The sequence below is a fragment of the Microbacterium xylanilyticum genome (assembly GCF_054654695.1).
Window position 1 is genome coordinate 1,584,237 of sequence record NZ_BAAIEN010000002.1, and the last position, 15,826, is coordinate 1,600,062.

Below are 15,826 nucleotides of genomic sequence, written 5' to 3' on the forward strand. Positions count from 1 at the left end.
TCAAGGAGAGTCCCTCATGTCCACACCCGCATCACTTCCGTATGCCTTCGTCGCCAAGATCGTCGCGGCCGATGGACAGCACGACGCGGTCGCCGATCTGCTCGCCGGCGCTGTCGCACTCGCCAACGAAGAAGTAGGAACGATTGTCTGGTTCGCGGTCAGGACCGACGCCGACACCTTCTGGATCTTCGATGCATTCCCCGACGAGGCCGCTCGCGACGCCCACGCCAACGGCGCCATCGTCGCAGCCCTGATGGCCAACCAGCACCTCCTCGGCGCAGCACCCGAGATCCTGGCGGCCGACGTCCTCGCGTCCAAGCTCCCGTAGTCCGCCAACGCACGAGACGATCGCGCCCCGCCGAGCCGTCGCCAGGTCGCGACGCAACGCCATGCTGCGTTGCCGAGCGGTGCGAGGCCTATCGGCACACGGACAGGATGCCGGCCGCGAGCGCTCAGCCGGCGGGGGGTCCGTCGCAGAGGAGAGCGACGTCGGTGTCGGGCAGAGCCGTGAGGCCAGCGCATCGCGCGACCACCAGAACCGAACAGCCCCTGACCTGCATTTCCGCAGGTCAGGGCTGTTCGCCGGAGCCGCCTGTCGGAATCGAACCGACGACCTAATCACGTCGGCTTTGCGTCTATCGCTTGATGCGCCCACTGGGCGAACGAGCCGCTGACCTGCGCAAACGCCGAGCGTGGGGGAAGCCGCCATCCTGTGGTGACCGACGACGACCGACCAGTACCGACCGTTTCACCGGAGCTTGCGGCGGCGTCGAAGCCGAGCAAGCTCGATTCCTTTAGCTCACCGCACCCTCCTCCTCGCCGGTCCCGTCGTCGTCGAAGACGTTTCAGGGGTCTTCTCAGATGACGGTGTAGGTCGGCCGGGCGCGTCGGTCCGCAGATAGACGTCGAGATCTCCCGACGATGGAGGTTCCTACGCCATCCATCCGAAAGACCTCGACGTGTCCGACGCTATCCCGCCGGCCGGCTTCGGCCGCCCTGACCTGACCGCCTTCGCTCGACTCGACGGCCTCGGTCTGAGCGTGACCGGACAACGACTTGAACCGGATCGTGCGGTCCTCGCGTGCCGCGTGGTGGAACCAGATCAGTGGTGCCGACGGTGCGGCAGCGAAGGCGCTGCTCGTGACACCGTGATCCGACGGTTGGCCCACGAGCCGCTGGGCTGGCGACCGACCGTGCTGGAAGTTGTAGTGCGCCGCTACCGCTGTGCCGACTGCGGACACGTGTGGCGTCAAGACACCAGCGCCGCGGCGGAGCCACGCGCGAAGCTCTCGCGCACCGGGCTGCGGTGGGCGCTGGAAGGGATCGTGGTCGCACACCTCACCGTCGCCCGTGTCGCCGAGGGACTTGGGGTCGCGTGGGACACCGCCAACAACGCGGTCCTGGCTGAAGGCAAGCGGCTGCTGATCAACGACCCCACGCGGTTTGAGGGCGTGAAGGTCATTGGCGTCGATGAGCACGTCTGGCGCCACACCAGGCGTGGCGACAAGTACGTCACCGTGATCATCGACCTCACCCCGGTCCGCGATGGCGCCGGCCCAGCAAGGCTGCTGGACATGGTCGAGGGCGGGTCGAAGGCGGCGTTCAAGACTTGACTCGCCGACCGCGACGACGCCTTCCGTGACGGGGTCGAGGTGGTCGCGATGGACGGCTTCACCGGGTTCAAGACCGCCGCTGCAGAGGAGATCTCGGACGCGGTCACGGTGATGGATCCCTTCCACGTCGTGCGCCTGGCCGGTGACGCCCTCGACAGGTGCCGGCGCCGGGTCCAACTCGCGATCCACGGGCACCGTGGGTTCAGGGACGACCCGCTCTACAAGTCGCGGCGCACGCTGCACACCGGCGCGGACCTGCTCACCGACAAGCAGAGCGACAGGCTACGCACGCTGTTCGTTGATGACGCTCACGTCGAGGTCGAGGCGACCTGGGGTGTCTACCAGCGCATGATCGCCGCCTATCGCCACGAGGACCGGCAACGTGGGCGCGAGCTCATGGAGAAGCTGATCACCGACCTCAGCGCCGGCGTCCCCAAGGTGCTCACCGAGCGCACTACCCTGGGCCGGACCCTGAAGAAGCGAGCCGCTGACCTGCTCGCCTACTTCGAACGACCCGGCACCAGCAACGGGCCGACCGAGGCGCTCAACGGACGGGTCGAACACCTGCGCGGCTCCGCACTCGGGTTCCGCAACCTGACCAACTACATCGCCCGAAGCCTGCTCGAGACCGGCGGCTTCAGACCCCAACTCCTACACCCCCGATTGGGATGAGCCATATTACGGGGTGCGCAGTCAACCCGGGTCAACCTCACGATGCGCCAGCGTGCGCCGGGCCTTGGCAGACAAATCGCTGAACGGCCGTGGCCGTCATTCTGGGCGGGCTGACGAAGTGCGCGGCCGATTCGCGGAACCCGGTAGTCTCGAAGGTCCGGGGCGGTGGCCAAGCTGGTGAAGGCAGTGGGCTCATAACCCAACGATCGCGGGTTCAAGTCCCGCCCGCCCCACCGGATCCGCGTGCGGCGCACCCGATGGGGCGGGGAGTCTCGCGGACCTCAGTCGTCCAGCGCGTCCTTGGCGCGGTCCCCGGCGTTCTCGAGCCCCTCCTTGAGGTGCTCGCCGCTCTCCTTGAGGTCGGCCTTCGTCTGATCCAGGCGTCCCTCGTTCTCGAGCTTCTCGTTGTCGGTGACCTTGCCGGCGGCCTCCTTGGCCTTGCCCGCGATCTTCTCGCCGGTGTTCTTCACGTGATCGGCAGCGCTCATGGGCGTGCTCCTCTCCTGTCGGTCGTGGAGACCACGATCGCAACTCCGGATGCTCGGCGCGACGGGGTTGACGCGGCGCGGACGACTCGCTATCGCCTGGACGACGAGCGGCGTCAGCGCATGCGGCGGTTGTGCGCGAGGTCGACGAGGTGCTCCAGCACACGGCCGGCGCGCAGACCGTTGTGCTGGTGCTCGCTCGTCACCCAGAGCCGGATGCCGGGCAGCAGCGCGGCCGTCTCCAGGGAGTACTCCAGCGGCACGTAGGGATCGTCGACGTAGACGGAGGCGGCCCCACGCGCATCGGAGGCGGCGAGGGCGGCGGGGTCGTAGATCGTCGGCCACGCGTGCTCCGCGAGCGACAGGGCGACGTCGCGCCACGGCCGGAACGCGGGGACGGTCTCGGTCCACTCCCGCCGGATGTGCTCGCCCGTGAACAGCGTCACGTCCTCGGCGAAGTCCGCCGGCTCGACGCGCTCGGCCGACCACGCCGTGACGTGGCCGTTCGCGTAGCTGGACTCGTGGAACACGAAGTACAGCGGGTTGCGTCCGCCGAACGGCATCGCCGCCGCCAGGTCGTAGCGGAACGCGTTCGTGTCGGGATCCAGCTCGAGCAGTTGCCACAGGGTCTGCCAGCCGTCGTTCGTGCCGAGGGCCGAGCCCACCGAGCGCAGTCGGGACGGCGAGACGACCTCGCCGCTGGGCAGCACGATGTCGCCGGCCGCGGCGAGATCCACGAGGCGGCGCATGCGGTCGCGATGCTCGGGGAACCGCCGGTAGTAGCGCTCAGAGGCGTCGCGCATCTTGTCGTAGCAGAGCGCGTACACCTCGTCGGGTGTGCGCGTGACGGTGCTGAGCCCGCCCGTGAGATAGGCGCGATCGATCGAGGCTGCGTCCGTGGAGAGGTAGGCCAGGGTCGTGAATCCGCCGAACGACTGCCCGAGCACGTTCCAGCGCTCGGCTCCCAGGTGCTCGCGCATCGCCTCGCAGTCGCGGACGATCGCGTCGGCCCGCAGGTGGGTGAGGTGATCCGCGACGGCGTCCGCGCCACGCGACAGGATCCCGTCGCCGACGGGCGTGGAGCGTCCGGTGCCGCGCTGGTCGATCAGGACCACCCGGTGATGCGCCAGCGCCTGGTCCAGCCAGGAGGGCGCGCCCGGCGCATGCAGCGCCCGCGGCGCCTCGGATCCGGGGCCGCCCTGCAGGAACACGAGGTACGGCAGATCCTCGCCGCCCTCGCGGCTCACCACGGAGGCGAAGACGTCGATGGTTCGGCCGTCGGCCGGATCCGACCACACCAGCGGCACGGTGAGCGTGTGCTCCTCGAGGGTCAGGTCCATCATCCGGCGGCGCAGGACGGGGGCGGCGGAGATCGTCATCACATCACATTCCCGATGTAGGAGTACTTCACGAACACCTCTTCGGCCAGGCCCGACTCCTCGAGGAGCCCCTGGACGGCGCTCATCATGTACTTCGAGTCCCAGCCCATGTAGAGGAAGTGGCTGTCATCGAGCTGGTCCCAGGGGCCGTTCCAGGCCTTCTCGTCGTAGATCGGACCGCCGTTGCGCGCGTTGAACGCCTCGAGGGCCTCGCGGGTGTCCGCCCAGCCGCGGCGGAAGACGCGGTTGAACAGATACTTCACGTCGGGCACGTCCCAGCGCTCCCCGCGATACTCCACGTACTCGAACTCGCGCTCCCAGCCCGCCGGCCAGCCGCGGCGGCGCACGGCGTCGAGGATCGGGGTCAGGCCGTCGTCGTCGATGTCGGTGACGGCGGGCCGCGGCCAGATGCGCAGGAAGTCATCGGTGAGCGCCGCCGTGCGCTGGGAGATCGCCGCGGTGCCCCAGGCATCGAGCTCGGCGAGCGCTGCGGTGCCTGCGATCCGGCTTCGCCGGTAGGCGTCGCGCTTGCTCGGGAAGGAGTCGCCGAAGACGCGTTCCGCGAGCGACTCCTCGATCAGGGTGAGGTTCCCCAGCGTGGACGCGAGGGCGCGGTGGCTGTTCTGCTCGTCCTCGGTGTACTCGCTCCACAGCCGGATCCCGTCGCCGGACCAGTTGTTGTGCGGCGCCGGCGGCACCACGTACTCGACGTCGTAGCCCTCCGGATCCTTCGCGCCCTGGATGCGTCCGAGCACGTAGAGCGCATGCGGCAGGTCGGCGAACTTCAGCGCCACGCGGATCCGCTCGTCCGAGGGCGTGATGCGGGCGAACGCCTTGAGCAGCTGCTCCGGCCCCTCCGCCCTGGCCCGGCACAGCCGCGCGATGAGGCGATCGGTCGGGACGCCGACGACGGCGCGTCGCAGCAGGAGGGACTGGATCCGCTCCAGCGTGCGGATCAGCTCGTCCTTGCTGATCGCGCCGCGCTGGTGGTCGCGGTACACGCTCATCACGAGCGGGTACGTCGAACGGCCGAACGTGTTGACGTACGCCAGCTGCCGGCGGATCTCCGGATCCGCCTCCTGCGCAGGATCCTGCAGCACGCCGTAGATCTCCGCATACTCCCGCCAGACCAGCGCCTGCGCGCGCAGCGCCTGGAGCTCCGGGCGGGGGAACTCGTGGCGGAACGCGCTGTACACGCCGTGCTCGCCGTCGACGGCGACCTCGCGTCCGGTGGTCATGATCAGGTAATGCCGCCAGAACGAGCCGATCGCCTCGCCCGTGCTGCGCTCGATCGGCAGCCAGAACTCGTCCTCGACCTGCTGCTGCTCGGAGTGCGAGAGGCCCATCAGCACGTAGTTGTGGATCAGCTCGTGATCGCGCAGCGGCTCGCCGGTGGAGTTCAGGCTCTCGAAGATCTGCTGCGCGCTGGCGGCGGCGCCGAGCGTGATCGACACGTGCTCCAGCTTCTGCAGCCCGCGCCAGATCCGAGGCGCCTCATCGGCGTGCACCTGCGAGCGGAAGAACGCGTAGTTGTCGTCGAAGCGCGACTCCGGCTGGTCCGGGCTGCGGCGGTCCAGGACGACCGACTCGAACAGGCCGGCCCAGGCGTCGTGCGGGCGGAGCTTGGTGCGGGCTGGGTCGCCGGGGCGGACGAGCACCTGCTCGAGCCCCGCGGCCAGAGCCGGATCCGTGTCGCGCACGGAGTGGTGCAGCGCGGCGATGAGCAGCATGAGCGTGGTGATGCGCTGCTGGCCGTCGATGAGGATGAGATCGGCGTCGGGATGGGCGCGGTCCTCCGCGGAGAGGATGGACCCGAGGAAGTGCCGGTGCGCGTCGTCCTCATCGGCGACCGCCCGGATGTCGGAGAGCAGTTTCTCGCAGCCGCCGATGTCCCAGCGGTACTGGCGCTGATAGACGGGCACGACGATCGTGGTCGCGGGGGAGGAGAGCCACTCGATCGTTGAGACTGCGGTTGCTTCGACGTTCGTGGCCGTGCTCATGCTCGCTGCGCTTCTCCTCGTGTGCGGTCTGCTCCCCCAGTCTATTCAGCGGCCGGTCGGCCCCGGATATTCACGGCCCGGTCCCCGGGGCCGGCCAGGGCCCGCTGTTAGGCTGTCCTAAGAAGGGCCTGTTAAAACGTGCTGGCCCCTTATGAAAGGACATGACTCGCTCATGGCATACATCAAGTCCGCCGCCCTCGAGGACAAGGGCTTCGTCGTCCTCGACAGCTACAACCAGGAGCTCGACCCCAAGGAGTGGCTCGACCTCGAGTACAACGACTGGAAGTCCTCCGGCGACACCCGGTTCGCTCCGCTGGCCAGCGCCAAGGGCGAGATCGAGTGCAACGGCTTCTGGAACCACGTCCCGCCGCGCACGGACAAGGACGGCGTCTGGATCGAGTCGCAGGTCGCCAAGGCGCCGAACCTCACCCGCCGCGCCCAGGAGCCCGGGGCGAACGTCGGACGCTGCCGCGTCATCGAGCTGCAGCCCACGCCCTACGGCGAGTGCCTCTACAACCTGCACCAGGATGACAACAACCGCCTGAACCCCGACGGCACCGGCTGGGTCGTGCGCGGCTTCTTCAACCTCACCGACGACAAGGACAGCTACTTCGTCCTGCGCGAGAACCGCACCGACCCGAGCGTCGAGTACCGCATCGCCCTCCCGGCGGGCGCGCAGCTGATCGTCGACACCCAGCGCCTCTGGCACGCCGCCACGCACAACGGCACCGAGCCGCGCTACTGCCTGATCACCTCGTGGACCTCCGGCCCCGAGCTCGACGCGTACATCGAGAAGTACCACGGCACCCAGGACGTGGAGAACTACCCGGTCGACCAGGCGATCCTGGACGCGGGCTACGAGGAGCAGGCGCGTCGCGACGCCGCCCGCGCCGCGTACTACGCGGCCAAGGGTCAGAAGGAGAAGATCGCGATGAGCGAGGCCTGAGCCTCCCGCGGCACCCGCGGCCCTGACCGGTTGCGATATCACGACCCCCGGCGTCACACGCCGGGGGTCGTTGCCGTTTCGCAATGAGTTACATGCTTGTGATTTCCGAAGGCATCGGTGAGAATGGGCGCATAACCGCATACCCGCCGTGCTTCGCGGATCAGGTCGTAGGGGAAGACGCACCTGATGAAACGGAGAAGACCATGGCGACAGCACAAGCACGCGGAGTGGTGTACATCCACTCCGCACCGCGCGCGCTCTGCCCGCACCTGGAATGGGCGGTCGGACGCGCTATCGGGCGCGCCGTGAACTTCGAGTGGACGGAGCAGCCCGTCCTCGAAGGCGCCCGCCGGGCGGAGTTCTACTGGGACGGCCCGGTCGGCACCGGCGCCGCGCTCGCGACCGCCATCCGCGGCTGGGAGCACCTGCGGTTCGAGGTGACCGAGGATCCCACGCCGCGCAGCGACGGCGGACGCTGGCTGCACACGCCCGATCTGGGCGTGCACTACGCGCAGACGGATGCGGCCGGGAACATCGTCGTCGGCGAGGACCGGATCCGCTACGCGATGGAGATCGCCGCGGGCAGCCCGGTCGAGCTGCAGCGCGAGCTGGATGTGGCGCTCGGCACCGCCTGGGACGAGGAGCTGGAGCCGTTCCGGCACGCGAGCGACGACGCGCGCGTGGTGTGGCTGCACAAGGTGGGATAGGCCGCTGCGCTGGCGGGTGGGGTGACTGCACAAGGACTCGTGTGATCCGGGCCCTTCGACAAGCTCAGGGACCGGATCACACGAAGGGACGAGGACCGGAGGAGGCGCGATTATCGGGAGTCGGAGAGCAGGGACCCGGAAACCGAGAAAGCGTATCCCCGGTCCACCACCGGAGAGACAACAGAACAGTACAACCGCACAGGGATGAGAAACGCCCCGGCCGCTTCGAAGCGTGAAGCGACCGGGGCGATTCTCTGCGTGGCTCAGCCGTCGTAGGAGCGGAACGCGACGACGGCGTTGTGGCCGCCGAACCCGAACGAGTTGCTGATCGCGAGCTGCGGACCGTCGCCCAGCGGCTGCGGCTCGACCGACAGCTTGAACGGCACGGCCGGATCCGGCTCGGTCATGTTGATCGTCGGCGGAGCGACGCGATCGCGCAGCGCGAGGATCGTGAACACGGCCTCGAGCGCTCCGGTGCCGCCCAGTAGATGCCCGGTCGACGCCTTGGTCGCCGAGACCGGGATGTCGTTGATCCGGTCGCCGAAGACGCTCTTGAGCGCCTCGTACTCGTTCGGGTCGCCGACGGGAGTGGACGTGGCGTGCGCGTTGACGTGGGTGACCTCGTCGGGCGTCGCGCCGGCCTGCGCCAGGGCCTCCTGGACGGCGCGCGTGGCGCCGGCGCCGCTCGGGTCGTTCGCGGTGATGTGGTACGCGTCGGCCGAGACGCCGCCGCCCACGAGCTCGGCGTAGATCTTGGCGCCCCGAGCCTGTGCGTGCTCGAGGGTCTCGAGCACGAGCGCCGCCCCGCCCTCGCCCATCACGAAGCCGTCGCGGTCGATGGCGCCCGGGCGCGAGGCGTGCTCGGGGTCGTCGTTGCGGCGGGACAGCGCCTGCGCGGAGGCGAAGGCGGCCATCGTGATCGGGTGGATCGCCGACTCAGCGCCGCCCGCGATGACGACGTCGGCGAGACCATCCTGCAGGTGCTCGTACGCGTTCGCGATCGATTCGGTGCTGGAGGCGCACGCGCTCACCACGGTGCGCGCGTAGGCCTTTGCGCCGAAGTGCAGCGAGAGGTTGCCGGCGCCGGCATTCGGCATCAGCATCGGGACCGTCAGCGGCATCACCCGGCGCGGGCCCTTCTCGCGCAGCGTGTCCCAGGCATCGAGCAGGGTCCAGAGGCCCCCGATCCCGGTGGCCCAGTCGATGCCGAGCCGCTCCGGGGCGACCTCTGGGGCTCCCGCATCCTCCCAGGCCTCACGCGCGGCGATCATGGCGAACTGCACCGAAGGGTCGAGACGCTTGGCCTCGTGCCGGGGCAGCACCTCCTCAGGGCGGACGGACGCCTCGGCGGCGAACGTCACCGGGAGCTGGTGCTCGGCGACCCAGTCGTGGGTCAGGGTGTGCGTGCCGGAGACTCCGGCGAGCAGGTTCGCCCAGTTCTCCGGGGCGGTGCCGCCGAGGGCGGACGTGGCACCGATGCCGGTGACGACGATGCGCTTGGTCATGCGTGATCCTTCTCAGGGAGCGGGTGGAGTTCAGGAGCGGAGGATGCCACTCCCCGTGCCCTCGGGCCGGGGGTGGCATCCACAGGTGTCACTCCTGGCCGGCGACGATGAAGTTCACGGCGTCACCGACGGTCTTGAGGTTCTTGACCTCGTCGTCGGGGATGGTGACGCCGAACTTCTCCTCCGCGTTGACGACGATGGTCATCATCGAGATCGAGTCGATGTCCAGGTCGTCGGTGAAGGACTTCTCCAGAGCGACCTCGGAGGCGTCGATGCCGGTCTCGTCGGTGATGAGCTCTGCCAGGCCGGCGAGGACCTCGTCGTTGCTGAAAGCCATGATTTCCTCTTTCTATGGGGTGGTTTCGGAACCGGGGAACAGTCTAGGAGTCCGCAGTGCGCGGTCAGGGCAGGACGACGACCTGCGCGCCGAACACGAGCCCGGCGCCGAAGCCGATCTGCAGGGCGAGGCCGCCGCTCAGCTCGGGGTGCTCCTCCAGCAGACGATGCGTCGCGAGCGGGATGGAGGCGGCGGACGTGTTGCCGGTGGTCTCGATGTCGCGGGCGATCACGGTCGTCTCGGGCAGCTTCAGCTGCTTGGCGAACTCGTCGACGATGCGCATGTTGGCCTGGTGCGGGATGAACGCGGCAAGGTCGGACGCCTCGACGCCGGCCTGCTCGAGGGCCTGCTTGGCGACCTTGGCCATCTCCCACACGGCCCAGCGGAACACGGTCGGACCCTCCTGGCGCAGCGTGGGCCAGGGTGCCTGGCCGTCGCGGAACTCGGTGAGGGTGTGGTTCATGCCGACGGCGTCGGCCTTCGAACCGTCCGAGCCCCACACGGTGCCGGAGATGCCGGGGGTGTCGCTGGGGCCGATCACGACGGCGCCGGCGCCGTCGCCGAGCAGGAACGAGATGCTGCGGTCGGTCGGATCCACGATGTCCGAGAGCTTCTCGGCGCCGATCACGACGGCGTACTTCGCGGCGCCCGCGCGGATCAGCGCGTCGGCCTGGGCGACCGCGTAGGCGTAGCCGGCGCAGGCGGCGTTGATGTCGTAGGCGGCCGCAGGGTTCGCACCCACGCGGTCGGCGACGATCGCCGACACCGAGGGCGTCTGCTTGGGGTTGCTGATCGTCGCGACGATGACGAGGTCGATGTCGGACGGCGCCACGCCGGACCGCTCGATGGCCTCGGCCGCGGCCGCGGTGGAGAGGTCGATCGCGTCGGTCTCGGCGTTCGCGCGGACGCGCGTGACGATGCCCGTGCGCTGGCGGATCCACTCGTCGCTCGAATCGATCGGCCCGATGAGGTCCTCGTTGGGCACCGCGTTCTCACCGCGGGCCGCGCCGACGGAGTAGATGCGCGTATATGCCGGGCCGGTGGCCTGCTTGAGCGTGGTCATGCTGCTTCTCCGTTGTTCGTGCCGAGCAGCTGCGCCACAGCCGCGTCGAGGTCGTCCGGGGTCTTCACGGCGACGGCGGGGACGCCCCGCAGACCGCGCTTGGCGAGGCCGGTGAGGGCTCCCGCGGGGGTCAGCTCGATGAGGCCGGTGATGCCGTTGTCGGCGAACGAGGCCATGCACAGGTCCCAGCGCACGGGGGAGGAGACCTGCGTGACGAGGTTCTCCAGCGCCGCGGCGCCGTCGGTGAGGACGGATCCGTCCTTGTTGGTCCACAGGGTGATGGCGGGATCCGCCGGGACGACGTCCGCCACGGCCTCGCGCAGGGTCGCGACGGCGGAGGACATGTAGTCGGTGTGGAACGCGCCGGCCACCTGGAGCGGGATCACGCGGGATCCGCGCACCGGCGCCTCGGCGAGGGCCGCGAGCGCGGGCAGCGCACCCGCGGCGACGATCTGGCCGCCGCCGTTGTAGTTGGCCGGCGTGAGGTCGAGGTCGGAGAGCAGCGCGAGCACCGCGTCCTCGTCGCCGCCGAGGACGGCGCTCATGCCGGTCGGGGTCTTCGCCGCCGCGTCGGCCATGGCTCGACCGCGGATGCCGACGAGGCGCATGGCGGTGACCGCGTCGATGACGCCGGCGCCCACGACGGCGGCGAACTCTCCGACGGAGTGCCCGGCGATGCCGTCGGGTGCGCGTCCGGCGCGCTCGCGCAGCGCCTTCTCAGCGATGAGCGAGGCGGCCACGATGAGCGGCTGCGCGATGCGGGTGTCGCGGATGGTGTCGGCGTCCGAGACGGTCCCGTGCTGGATCAGGTCGACCTCGGCCGCGTCGGAGTACGCCGCCAGATCATCGGCCACGCCGTCGAGCTCGAGCCAGGGGGAGAGGAAACCGGGGGTCTGGGAGCCCTGTCCTGGGCATGCGAAGACGATCACGTTCCCAGTCTGCCAACGATCCGCCGGTTTCGGTGGCTCAACCCTCACAACAAATCGCAGATCGGTTGTCTTCGATCGACAGTCGACGGGCAGGAGAGGGCTCAGCGCAGGCGACGGGGGCGCAGGCCGCGGCGCACCGGATCCGCCGTGCCGATCGTGCCCAGCACGAGGGCGGTCTGCAGGATGAACGCCTCGCGCGGACCGGTGGCGTCCCAGCCGATGACCTCGCTGATCCGCTTCAGCCGGTAGCGCACCGTATTCGGGTGAACGAACAGCTCGCGCGCGGTGGCCTCGAGCGACCGGCCGTTGTCGAGGTAGCTCCACAGCGTTGTGACGAGGTCGCTGGAGTGGTCGTTGAGCGGGCGGAACACCCGCTCGATCAGCGTCTGCTTCGCCAGCGGGTCGCCGGCGATCGCACGCTCGGGGAGCAGCTCGTCCGCGTCGACCGGCCGTGGCGCCCCGCGCCAGGCGCGCGCCACCGCGAACCCCGCGAGCGCCGCACGCGCGCTCTGCCCGGCATCGACGAGGGCGGCGACCGCGGGCCCCACCACGACGTGCCCCGGGCCGAACGACGGCTCGAAGGTGCGGGCGATCTCGGCGAACGAGAACTCCTCCGGAGCCTCCTCGGCCGTGGTGGGCTTGGAGCGGCCGACCACCAGCACCAGACGGGATCCTTGCACCCCGATCAGCACGTCGACCGCGAGCTTGCGCGCGGTGCGGCGCACCTGGTCGACATCGAACTGCGGCGGGGTGGTGCCCACGATCACGCACACCTCGCCGTGGCCGTGCCAGCCGAGCGCCGCGATGCGGCTGGGGAGCTCCTCGTCGGCCTCGCCCGTGAGGATCGAGTCGACGACGAGCGCCTCCAGGCGGGCGTCCCAGAGGCCCCGCGCCTCTGCGGCGCGGGCGTAGACGTCCGCCGCGGCGAAGGCCACGTCGCGCGAATACAGCAGGATCGCATCGCGCAGGTGTCCGCCGTTGCCGGCCACTCGCTCCTCGGTCACCTCGACCGTGACCCGGATGAGCTGCAGGGTCTGCTGCAGGCTGACGCTGCGCAGCAGTTCGCGGGGCGCGGCGGCGAAGATGTCCGCGGCGATCCAGGGCGTCGACGTGGGGTCGTCGTACCACTGGATGAACGAGGTGATGCCCGCCTGCGCCACCAGCCCGACGGCGGAGCGTCGGGCCGGCGGCATCTCGGCGTACCACGGCAGCGAATCCTCGAGACGCTGCAGGGTCGCCGTGGCGAGATCACCGGAGATGCGGCGCAGCCACGCCAGCGTCTCCTCCTTGGTCATCTCCGAGGTTCGGCTCATCGTGCGGGCGGGGTCAGCTCTCGCCGCCGGCGTTGCCGCTGGTGCCCGCATTCACGTTGTACAGGTCGTACTTCGCGATCGCCTGACCCACGACCGACCGGTCGATGCGGCCCTGGTCGGCCAGAGCCTGCAGCGCACGCACCACCATCGACGGGCCGTCGATCTTGAAGAACCGGCGCGCGGCGGCACGTGTGTCGGCGAAGCCGAAGCCGTCGGCGCCCAGCGTGTAGTACGCGCCCGGCACCCACTGGCGGATCTGGTCCTGCACGGCGTGCATGTAGTCGCTCGTCGCGATGAACGGACCCTGCGCGTCCTTCAGCTTCTCGGTGAGGTACGCCGTGCGCGGCTCCTCCTCCGGGTGCAGGAAGTTGTGCTCGTCGGCGGCGAGGCCGTCGCGGCGCAGCTCGGTCCAGGAGGTGACCGACCAGACGTCGGCCGACACGCCCCAGTCCGAGAGCAGCAGCTCCTGGGCCTCGATCGCCCACGGCACGCCCACACCCGACGCGAGCAGCTGCACGCGCTGCCCGTCGCCGGATCCGACCGAGACGCGGTGCAGACCCTTGCGGATCCCCTCGACGTCCACGTCCTCCGGCTCCGCCGGCTGACGCATCGGCTCGTTGTACACGGTCAGGTAGTACATGACATCCGGATCCGGGTGGTTTCCGCCGTACATGCGCTCGATGCCGTCCTGCACGATGTGCGCGACCTCGTACCCGTAGGCCGCGTCGTACACGAGCGTGGCGGGGTTCGTCGAGGCGAGCAGCGGCGACTGGCCGTCGGCGTGCTGGGTGCCCTCGCCGGTCAGCGTGGTGCGTCCTGCGGTGGCGCCGATGATGAAACCGCGGCCCATCTGGTCGCCGGCGGCCCAGAACGCGTCGCCGGTGCGCTGGTAGCCGAACATCGAGTAGAAGATGTAGATCGGGATCAGCGGCTGGCCGTGCGTCGAGTACGAGGTCGACGTCGCGGTGAAGGCGGCTGCGGCTCCGGCCTCGTTGATGCCGACGTGCATGATCTGGCCCTGCGGGCTCTCCTTGTAGGCGAGCAGCAGCTCCCGGTCGACCGCCGTGTAGTTCTGCCCGTTCGGGTTGTAGATCTTCGCGGTCGGGAAATACGCGTCCATGCCGAACGTGCGCGCCTCGTCGGGGATGATCGGCACGATCCGCTCGCCGAAGCCCTTCACCCGCATGAGGTCCTTGATCATGCGCACCAGGGCCATGGTCGTCGCGACCTCCTGGTTGCCGGAACCCTTCTTCGGCAGGGCGTAGTCCTTGTCCTCCGGAAGGTTCAGCCCCACGTGGGTGGTGCGGCGCTCGGGCAGGAACCCGCCGAGCTCGCGGCGGCGCTCCAGCATGTACTGGATCGTCTCGTCGCCGGGTCCGGGGTTGTAGTACGGCGGCCGGTACGGGTCGGCCTCGAGCTGCGCGTCGGTGATCGGGATGTGCATCGTGTCGCGGAACAGCTTGAGGTCGTCCAGCGTCATCTTCTTCATCTGGTGGGTCGCGTTGCGGCCTTCGAAGTGCGGACCGAGGCCGTAGCCCTTGACGGTCTTGGCGAGGATGACGGTCGGCTGGCCCTTGTGCTCCATGGCCGCCTTGTAGGCCGCGTACACCTTGCGGTAGTCGTGGCCACCGCGGCGGAGGCGCCAGATGTCGTCGTCCGAGTAGTCCTTGACCAGCGCGAGCGCGCGCTCGTCCCGGCCGAAGAAGTTCTCGCGCACGTAGGCGCCGGACTCCGCCTTGAACGTCTGGAAGTCGCCGTCCGGCGTGACGTTCATGAGGTTCAGCAGGGCGCCGTCGGTGTCGCGGGCGAGCAGGTCGTCCCACTCCCGGCCCCAGACCACCTTGATGACGTTCCAGCCGGCGCCGCGGAAGAAGCTCTCCAGCTCCTGGATGATCTTGCCGTTGCCGCGGACCGGGCCGTCGAGGCGCTGCAGGTTGCAGTTGATCACGAAGGTGAGGTTGTCCAGGCCCTCGTTGGCGGCGACCTGGAGCTGACCGCGCGACTCGACCTCGTCCATCTCGCCGTCGCCGAGGAACGCCCACACGTGCGAGTCGTTCTCCTTGATGCCGCGGTTGGCGAGGTACTTGTTGGTCATCGCCTGGTAGATGGCGTTGATCGGCCCGAGACCCATCGACACGGTCGGGAACTGCCAGAACTCCGGCATCATCCGCGGGTGCGGGTAGGAGGGCAGGCCGTTCGGCGCGCCGGACTTCTCCTGCCGGAACGCGTCGAGCTGCTGCTCGGTGATGCGGCCCTCGAGGAAGCCACGGGCGTACGCGCCGGGGGAGGCGTGCCCCTGGTAGAAGATCTGGTCGCCGCCGGACGGGTGGTCCTGCCCGCGGAAGAAGTGGTTGAAGCCGACCTCGTACAGAGACGCGGCCGAGGCGTAGGTCGAGATGTGACCGCCGACGCCGATGCCGGGGCGCTGGGCGCGGTGCACCGTGATGGCCGCGTTCCAGCGGATCCAGTGCCGGTACCGGCGCTCGAGCTCCTCATCGCCGGGGAAGGCCGGCTCGTTCTCGGAGGCGATGGTGTTGATGTAGTCAGTGGTCGGCACCATCGGCACGCCCAGGTGCAGCTCCTTGGAGCGCTTCAGCAGGCTGAGCATGATCTCGCGACCGCGGCCGTGGCCCTTGGCATCGACGAGCTCGTCGAGCGATTGCTGCCATTCGCTGGTCTCCTCCGGGTCGCTGTCGAGCGGGCCCTGGGAGTACGGATCCTGGTCGTGAACAGTCACAGGAGGCCTTTCGTTTGTCTGGCAGGTCGTGCCAACGAAATCGGGATGCGACGCGGGGAGGTGTTGTCGGCTCCGCACAAAGCGCGCGGGAGTCAGCCTAGCCCCGATCCAGCGTCGTGGGTGCACGCGATGACGAGCTT

At 69.4% G+C, this 15,826-nt stretch carries 12 protein-coding genes, 1 tRNA gene and 1 pseudogene; 5 read left to right on the top strand and 9 right to left on the bottom strand.

What is annotated here, in order from left to right; translation table 11 throughout:
- Positions 1-16: 16 nt before the first annotated feature.
- The 3 genes and pseudogenes from ACYQ1L_RS08025 (at position 17) to ACYQ1L_RS08035 (ending at position 2,518) form a co-directional block, all read left to right on the top strand.
- Complete coding sequence (locus tag ACYQ1L_RS08025; RefSeq protein WP_460003686.1) at positions 17-328, top strand: putative quinol monooxygenase; 312 nt, start codon at positions 17-19, stop codon at positions 326-328.
- Positions 329-959: 631 nt separating this feature from the next.
- Positions 960-2,285: pseudogene (locus tag ACYQ1L_RS08030) on the top strand (ISL3 family transposase).
- A gap of 159 nt (positions 2,286-2,444) precedes the next feature.
- Positions 2,445-2,518 (top strand) — tRNA-Ile (locus ACYQ1L_RS08035).
- Between the two features lie 48 nt (positions 2,519-2,566).
- Here ACYQ1L_RS08035 and ACYQ1L_RS08040 read toward each other — a convergent pair.
- From ACYQ1L_RS08040 to ACYQ1L_RS08050, 3 genes are all read right to left on the bottom strand, one after another.
- Positions 2,567-2,773 carry a CsbD family protein gene (locus ACYQ1L_RS08040; RefSeq protein WP_460003687.1) on the bottom strand — a complete coding sequence of 69 codons (207 nt, stop codon included), beginning with the start codon at positions 2,771-2,773 and terminating at the stop codon, positions 2,567-2,569.
- A gap of 113 nt (positions 2,774-2,886) precedes the next feature.
- Positions 2,887-4,149 (bottom strand): alpha/beta fold hydrolase, encoded by a 1,263-nt coding sequence (locus ACYQ1L_RS08045; RefSeq protein ID WP_460003688.1) that lies wholly within the window; start codon positions 4,147-4,149, stop codon positions 2,887-2,889.
- On the bottom strand, positions 4,149-6,149 hold the full coding sequence (locus ACYQ1L_RS08050) for a DUF262 domain-containing protein (RefSeq protein WP_460003689.1): 2,001 nt from the start codon (positions 6,147-6,149) through the stop codon (positions 4,149-4,151). The genes ACYQ1L_RS08045 and ACYQ1L_RS08050 overlap by 1 nt, the downstream gene beginning before the upstream one ends.
- Positions 6,150-6,321: 172 nt before the next feature.
- Here ACYQ1L_RS08050 and ACYQ1L_RS08055 point away from each other — a divergent pair, with 172 nt between their 5' ends.
- Entirely contained in the window at positions 6,322-7,095 is a 774-nt protein-coding gene (locus ACYQ1L_RS08055; protein WP_159576149.1) for a hypothetical protein, read from the top strand.
- 203 nt (positions 7,096-7,298) lie between these two features.
- Complete coding sequence (locus ACYQ1L_RS08060) at positions 7,299-7,802, top strand: DUF3145 domain-containing protein (RefSeq protein ID WP_159576148.1); 504 nt, start codon at positions 7,299-7,301, stop codon at positions 7,800-7,802.
- 263 nt (positions 7,803-8,065) lie between these two features.
- Here the strand turns inward: ACYQ1L_RS08060 and ACYQ1L_RS08065 are convergent, their stop codons facing one another.
- The 6 genes from ACYQ1L_RS08065 to aceE all read right to left on the bottom strand — a co-directional run bounded on the left by ACYQ1L_RS08065 (position 8,066) and on the right by aceE (position 15,686).
- Positions 8,066-9,307 carry a beta-ketoacyl-[acyl-carrier-protein] synthase family protein gene (locus ACYQ1L_RS08065; RefSeq protein ID WP_460003690.1) on the bottom strand — a complete coding sequence of 414 codons (1,242 nt, stop codon included), beginning with the start codon at positions 9,305-9,307 and terminating at the stop codon, positions 8,066-8,068.
- 88 nt (positions 9,308-9,395) lie between these two features.
- On the bottom strand, positions 9,396-9,644 hold the full coding sequence (locus ACYQ1L_RS08070) for an acyl carrier protein (protein ID WP_045250084.1): 249 nt from the start codon (positions 9,642-9,644) through the stop codon (positions 9,396-9,398).
- A gap of 64 nt (positions 9,645-9,708) precedes the next feature.
- The gene (locus ACYQ1L_RS08075; protein ID WP_460003691.1) at positions 9,709-10,707 is read right to left on the bottom strand and encodes a beta-ketoacyl-ACP synthase III; all 999 of its coding nucleotides are present in this window, start codon (positions 10,705-10,707) and stop codon (positions 9,709-9,711) included.
- A complete protein-coding gene (locus ACYQ1L_RS08080; RefSeq protein ID WP_460003692.1) occupies positions 10,704-11,636 on the bottom strand; it encodes an ACP S-malonyltransferase in 933 nt (310 codons plus the stop codon). Before ACYQ1L_RS08080 ends, ACYQ1L_RS08075 begins: the two co-directional genes overlap by 4 nt.
- A 101-nt stretch (positions 11,637-11,737) precedes the next feature.
- On the bottom strand, positions 11,738-12,949 hold the full coding sequence (locus tag ACYQ1L_RS08085; protein ID WP_460003693.1) for a PucR family transcriptional regulator: 1,212 nt from the start codon (positions 12,947-12,949) through the stop codon (positions 11,738-11,740).
- Positions 12,950-12,962: 13 nt separating this feature from the next.
- Entirely contained in the window at positions 12,963-15,686 is a 2,724-nt protein-coding gene (gene aceE / locus ACYQ1L_RS08090) for a pyruvate dehydrogenase (acetyl-transferring), homodimeric type (protein ID WP_159576143.1), read from the bottom strand.
- Positions 15,687-15,826 lie beyond the last annotated feature (140 nt).

Coding starts and splice junctions, on each gene's coding strand:
- ACYQ1L_RS08070 (WP_045250084.1), bottom strand. CDS start 9,644: ATGGCTTTCAGCAACGACGAGGTCCTCGCCGGCCTGGCAGAGCTCATC.
- ACYQ1L_RS08045 (WP_460003688.1), bottom strand. CDS start 4,149: ATGACGATCTCCGCCGCCCCCGTCCTGCGCCGCCGGATGATGGACCTG.
- ACYQ1L_RS08055 (WP_159576149.1), top strand. CDS start 6,322: ATGGCATACATCAAGTCCGCCGCCCTCGAGGACAAGGGCTTCGTCGTC.
- ACYQ1L_RS08085 (WP_460003693.1), bottom strand. CDS start 12,949: ATGAGCCGAACCTCGGAGATGACCAAGGAGGAGACGCTGGCGTGGCTG.
- ACYQ1L_RS08025 (WP_460003686.1), top strand. CDS start 17: ATGTCCACACCCGCATCACTTCCGTATGCCTTCGTCGCCAAGATCGTC.
- ACYQ1L_RS08050 (WP_460003689.1), bottom strand. CDS start 6,149: ATGAGCACGGCCACGAACGTCGAAGCAACCGCAGTCTCAACGATCGAG.
- ACYQ1L_RS08060 (WP_159576148.1), top strand. CDS start 7,299: ATGGCGACAGCACAAGCACGCGGAGTGGTGTACATCCACTCCGCACCG.
- ACYQ1L_RS08040 (WP_460003687.1), bottom strand. CDS start 2,773: ATGAGCGCTGCCGATCACGTGAAGAACACCGGCGAGAAGATCGCGGGC.
- ACYQ1L_RS08075 (WP_460003691.1), bottom strand. CDS start 10,707: ATGACCACGCTCAAGCAGGCCACCGGCCCGGCATATACGCGCATCTAC.
- ACYQ1L_RS08065 (WP_460003690.1), bottom strand. CDS start 9,307: ATGACCAAGCGCATCGTCGTCACCGGCATCGGTGCCACGTCCGCCCTC.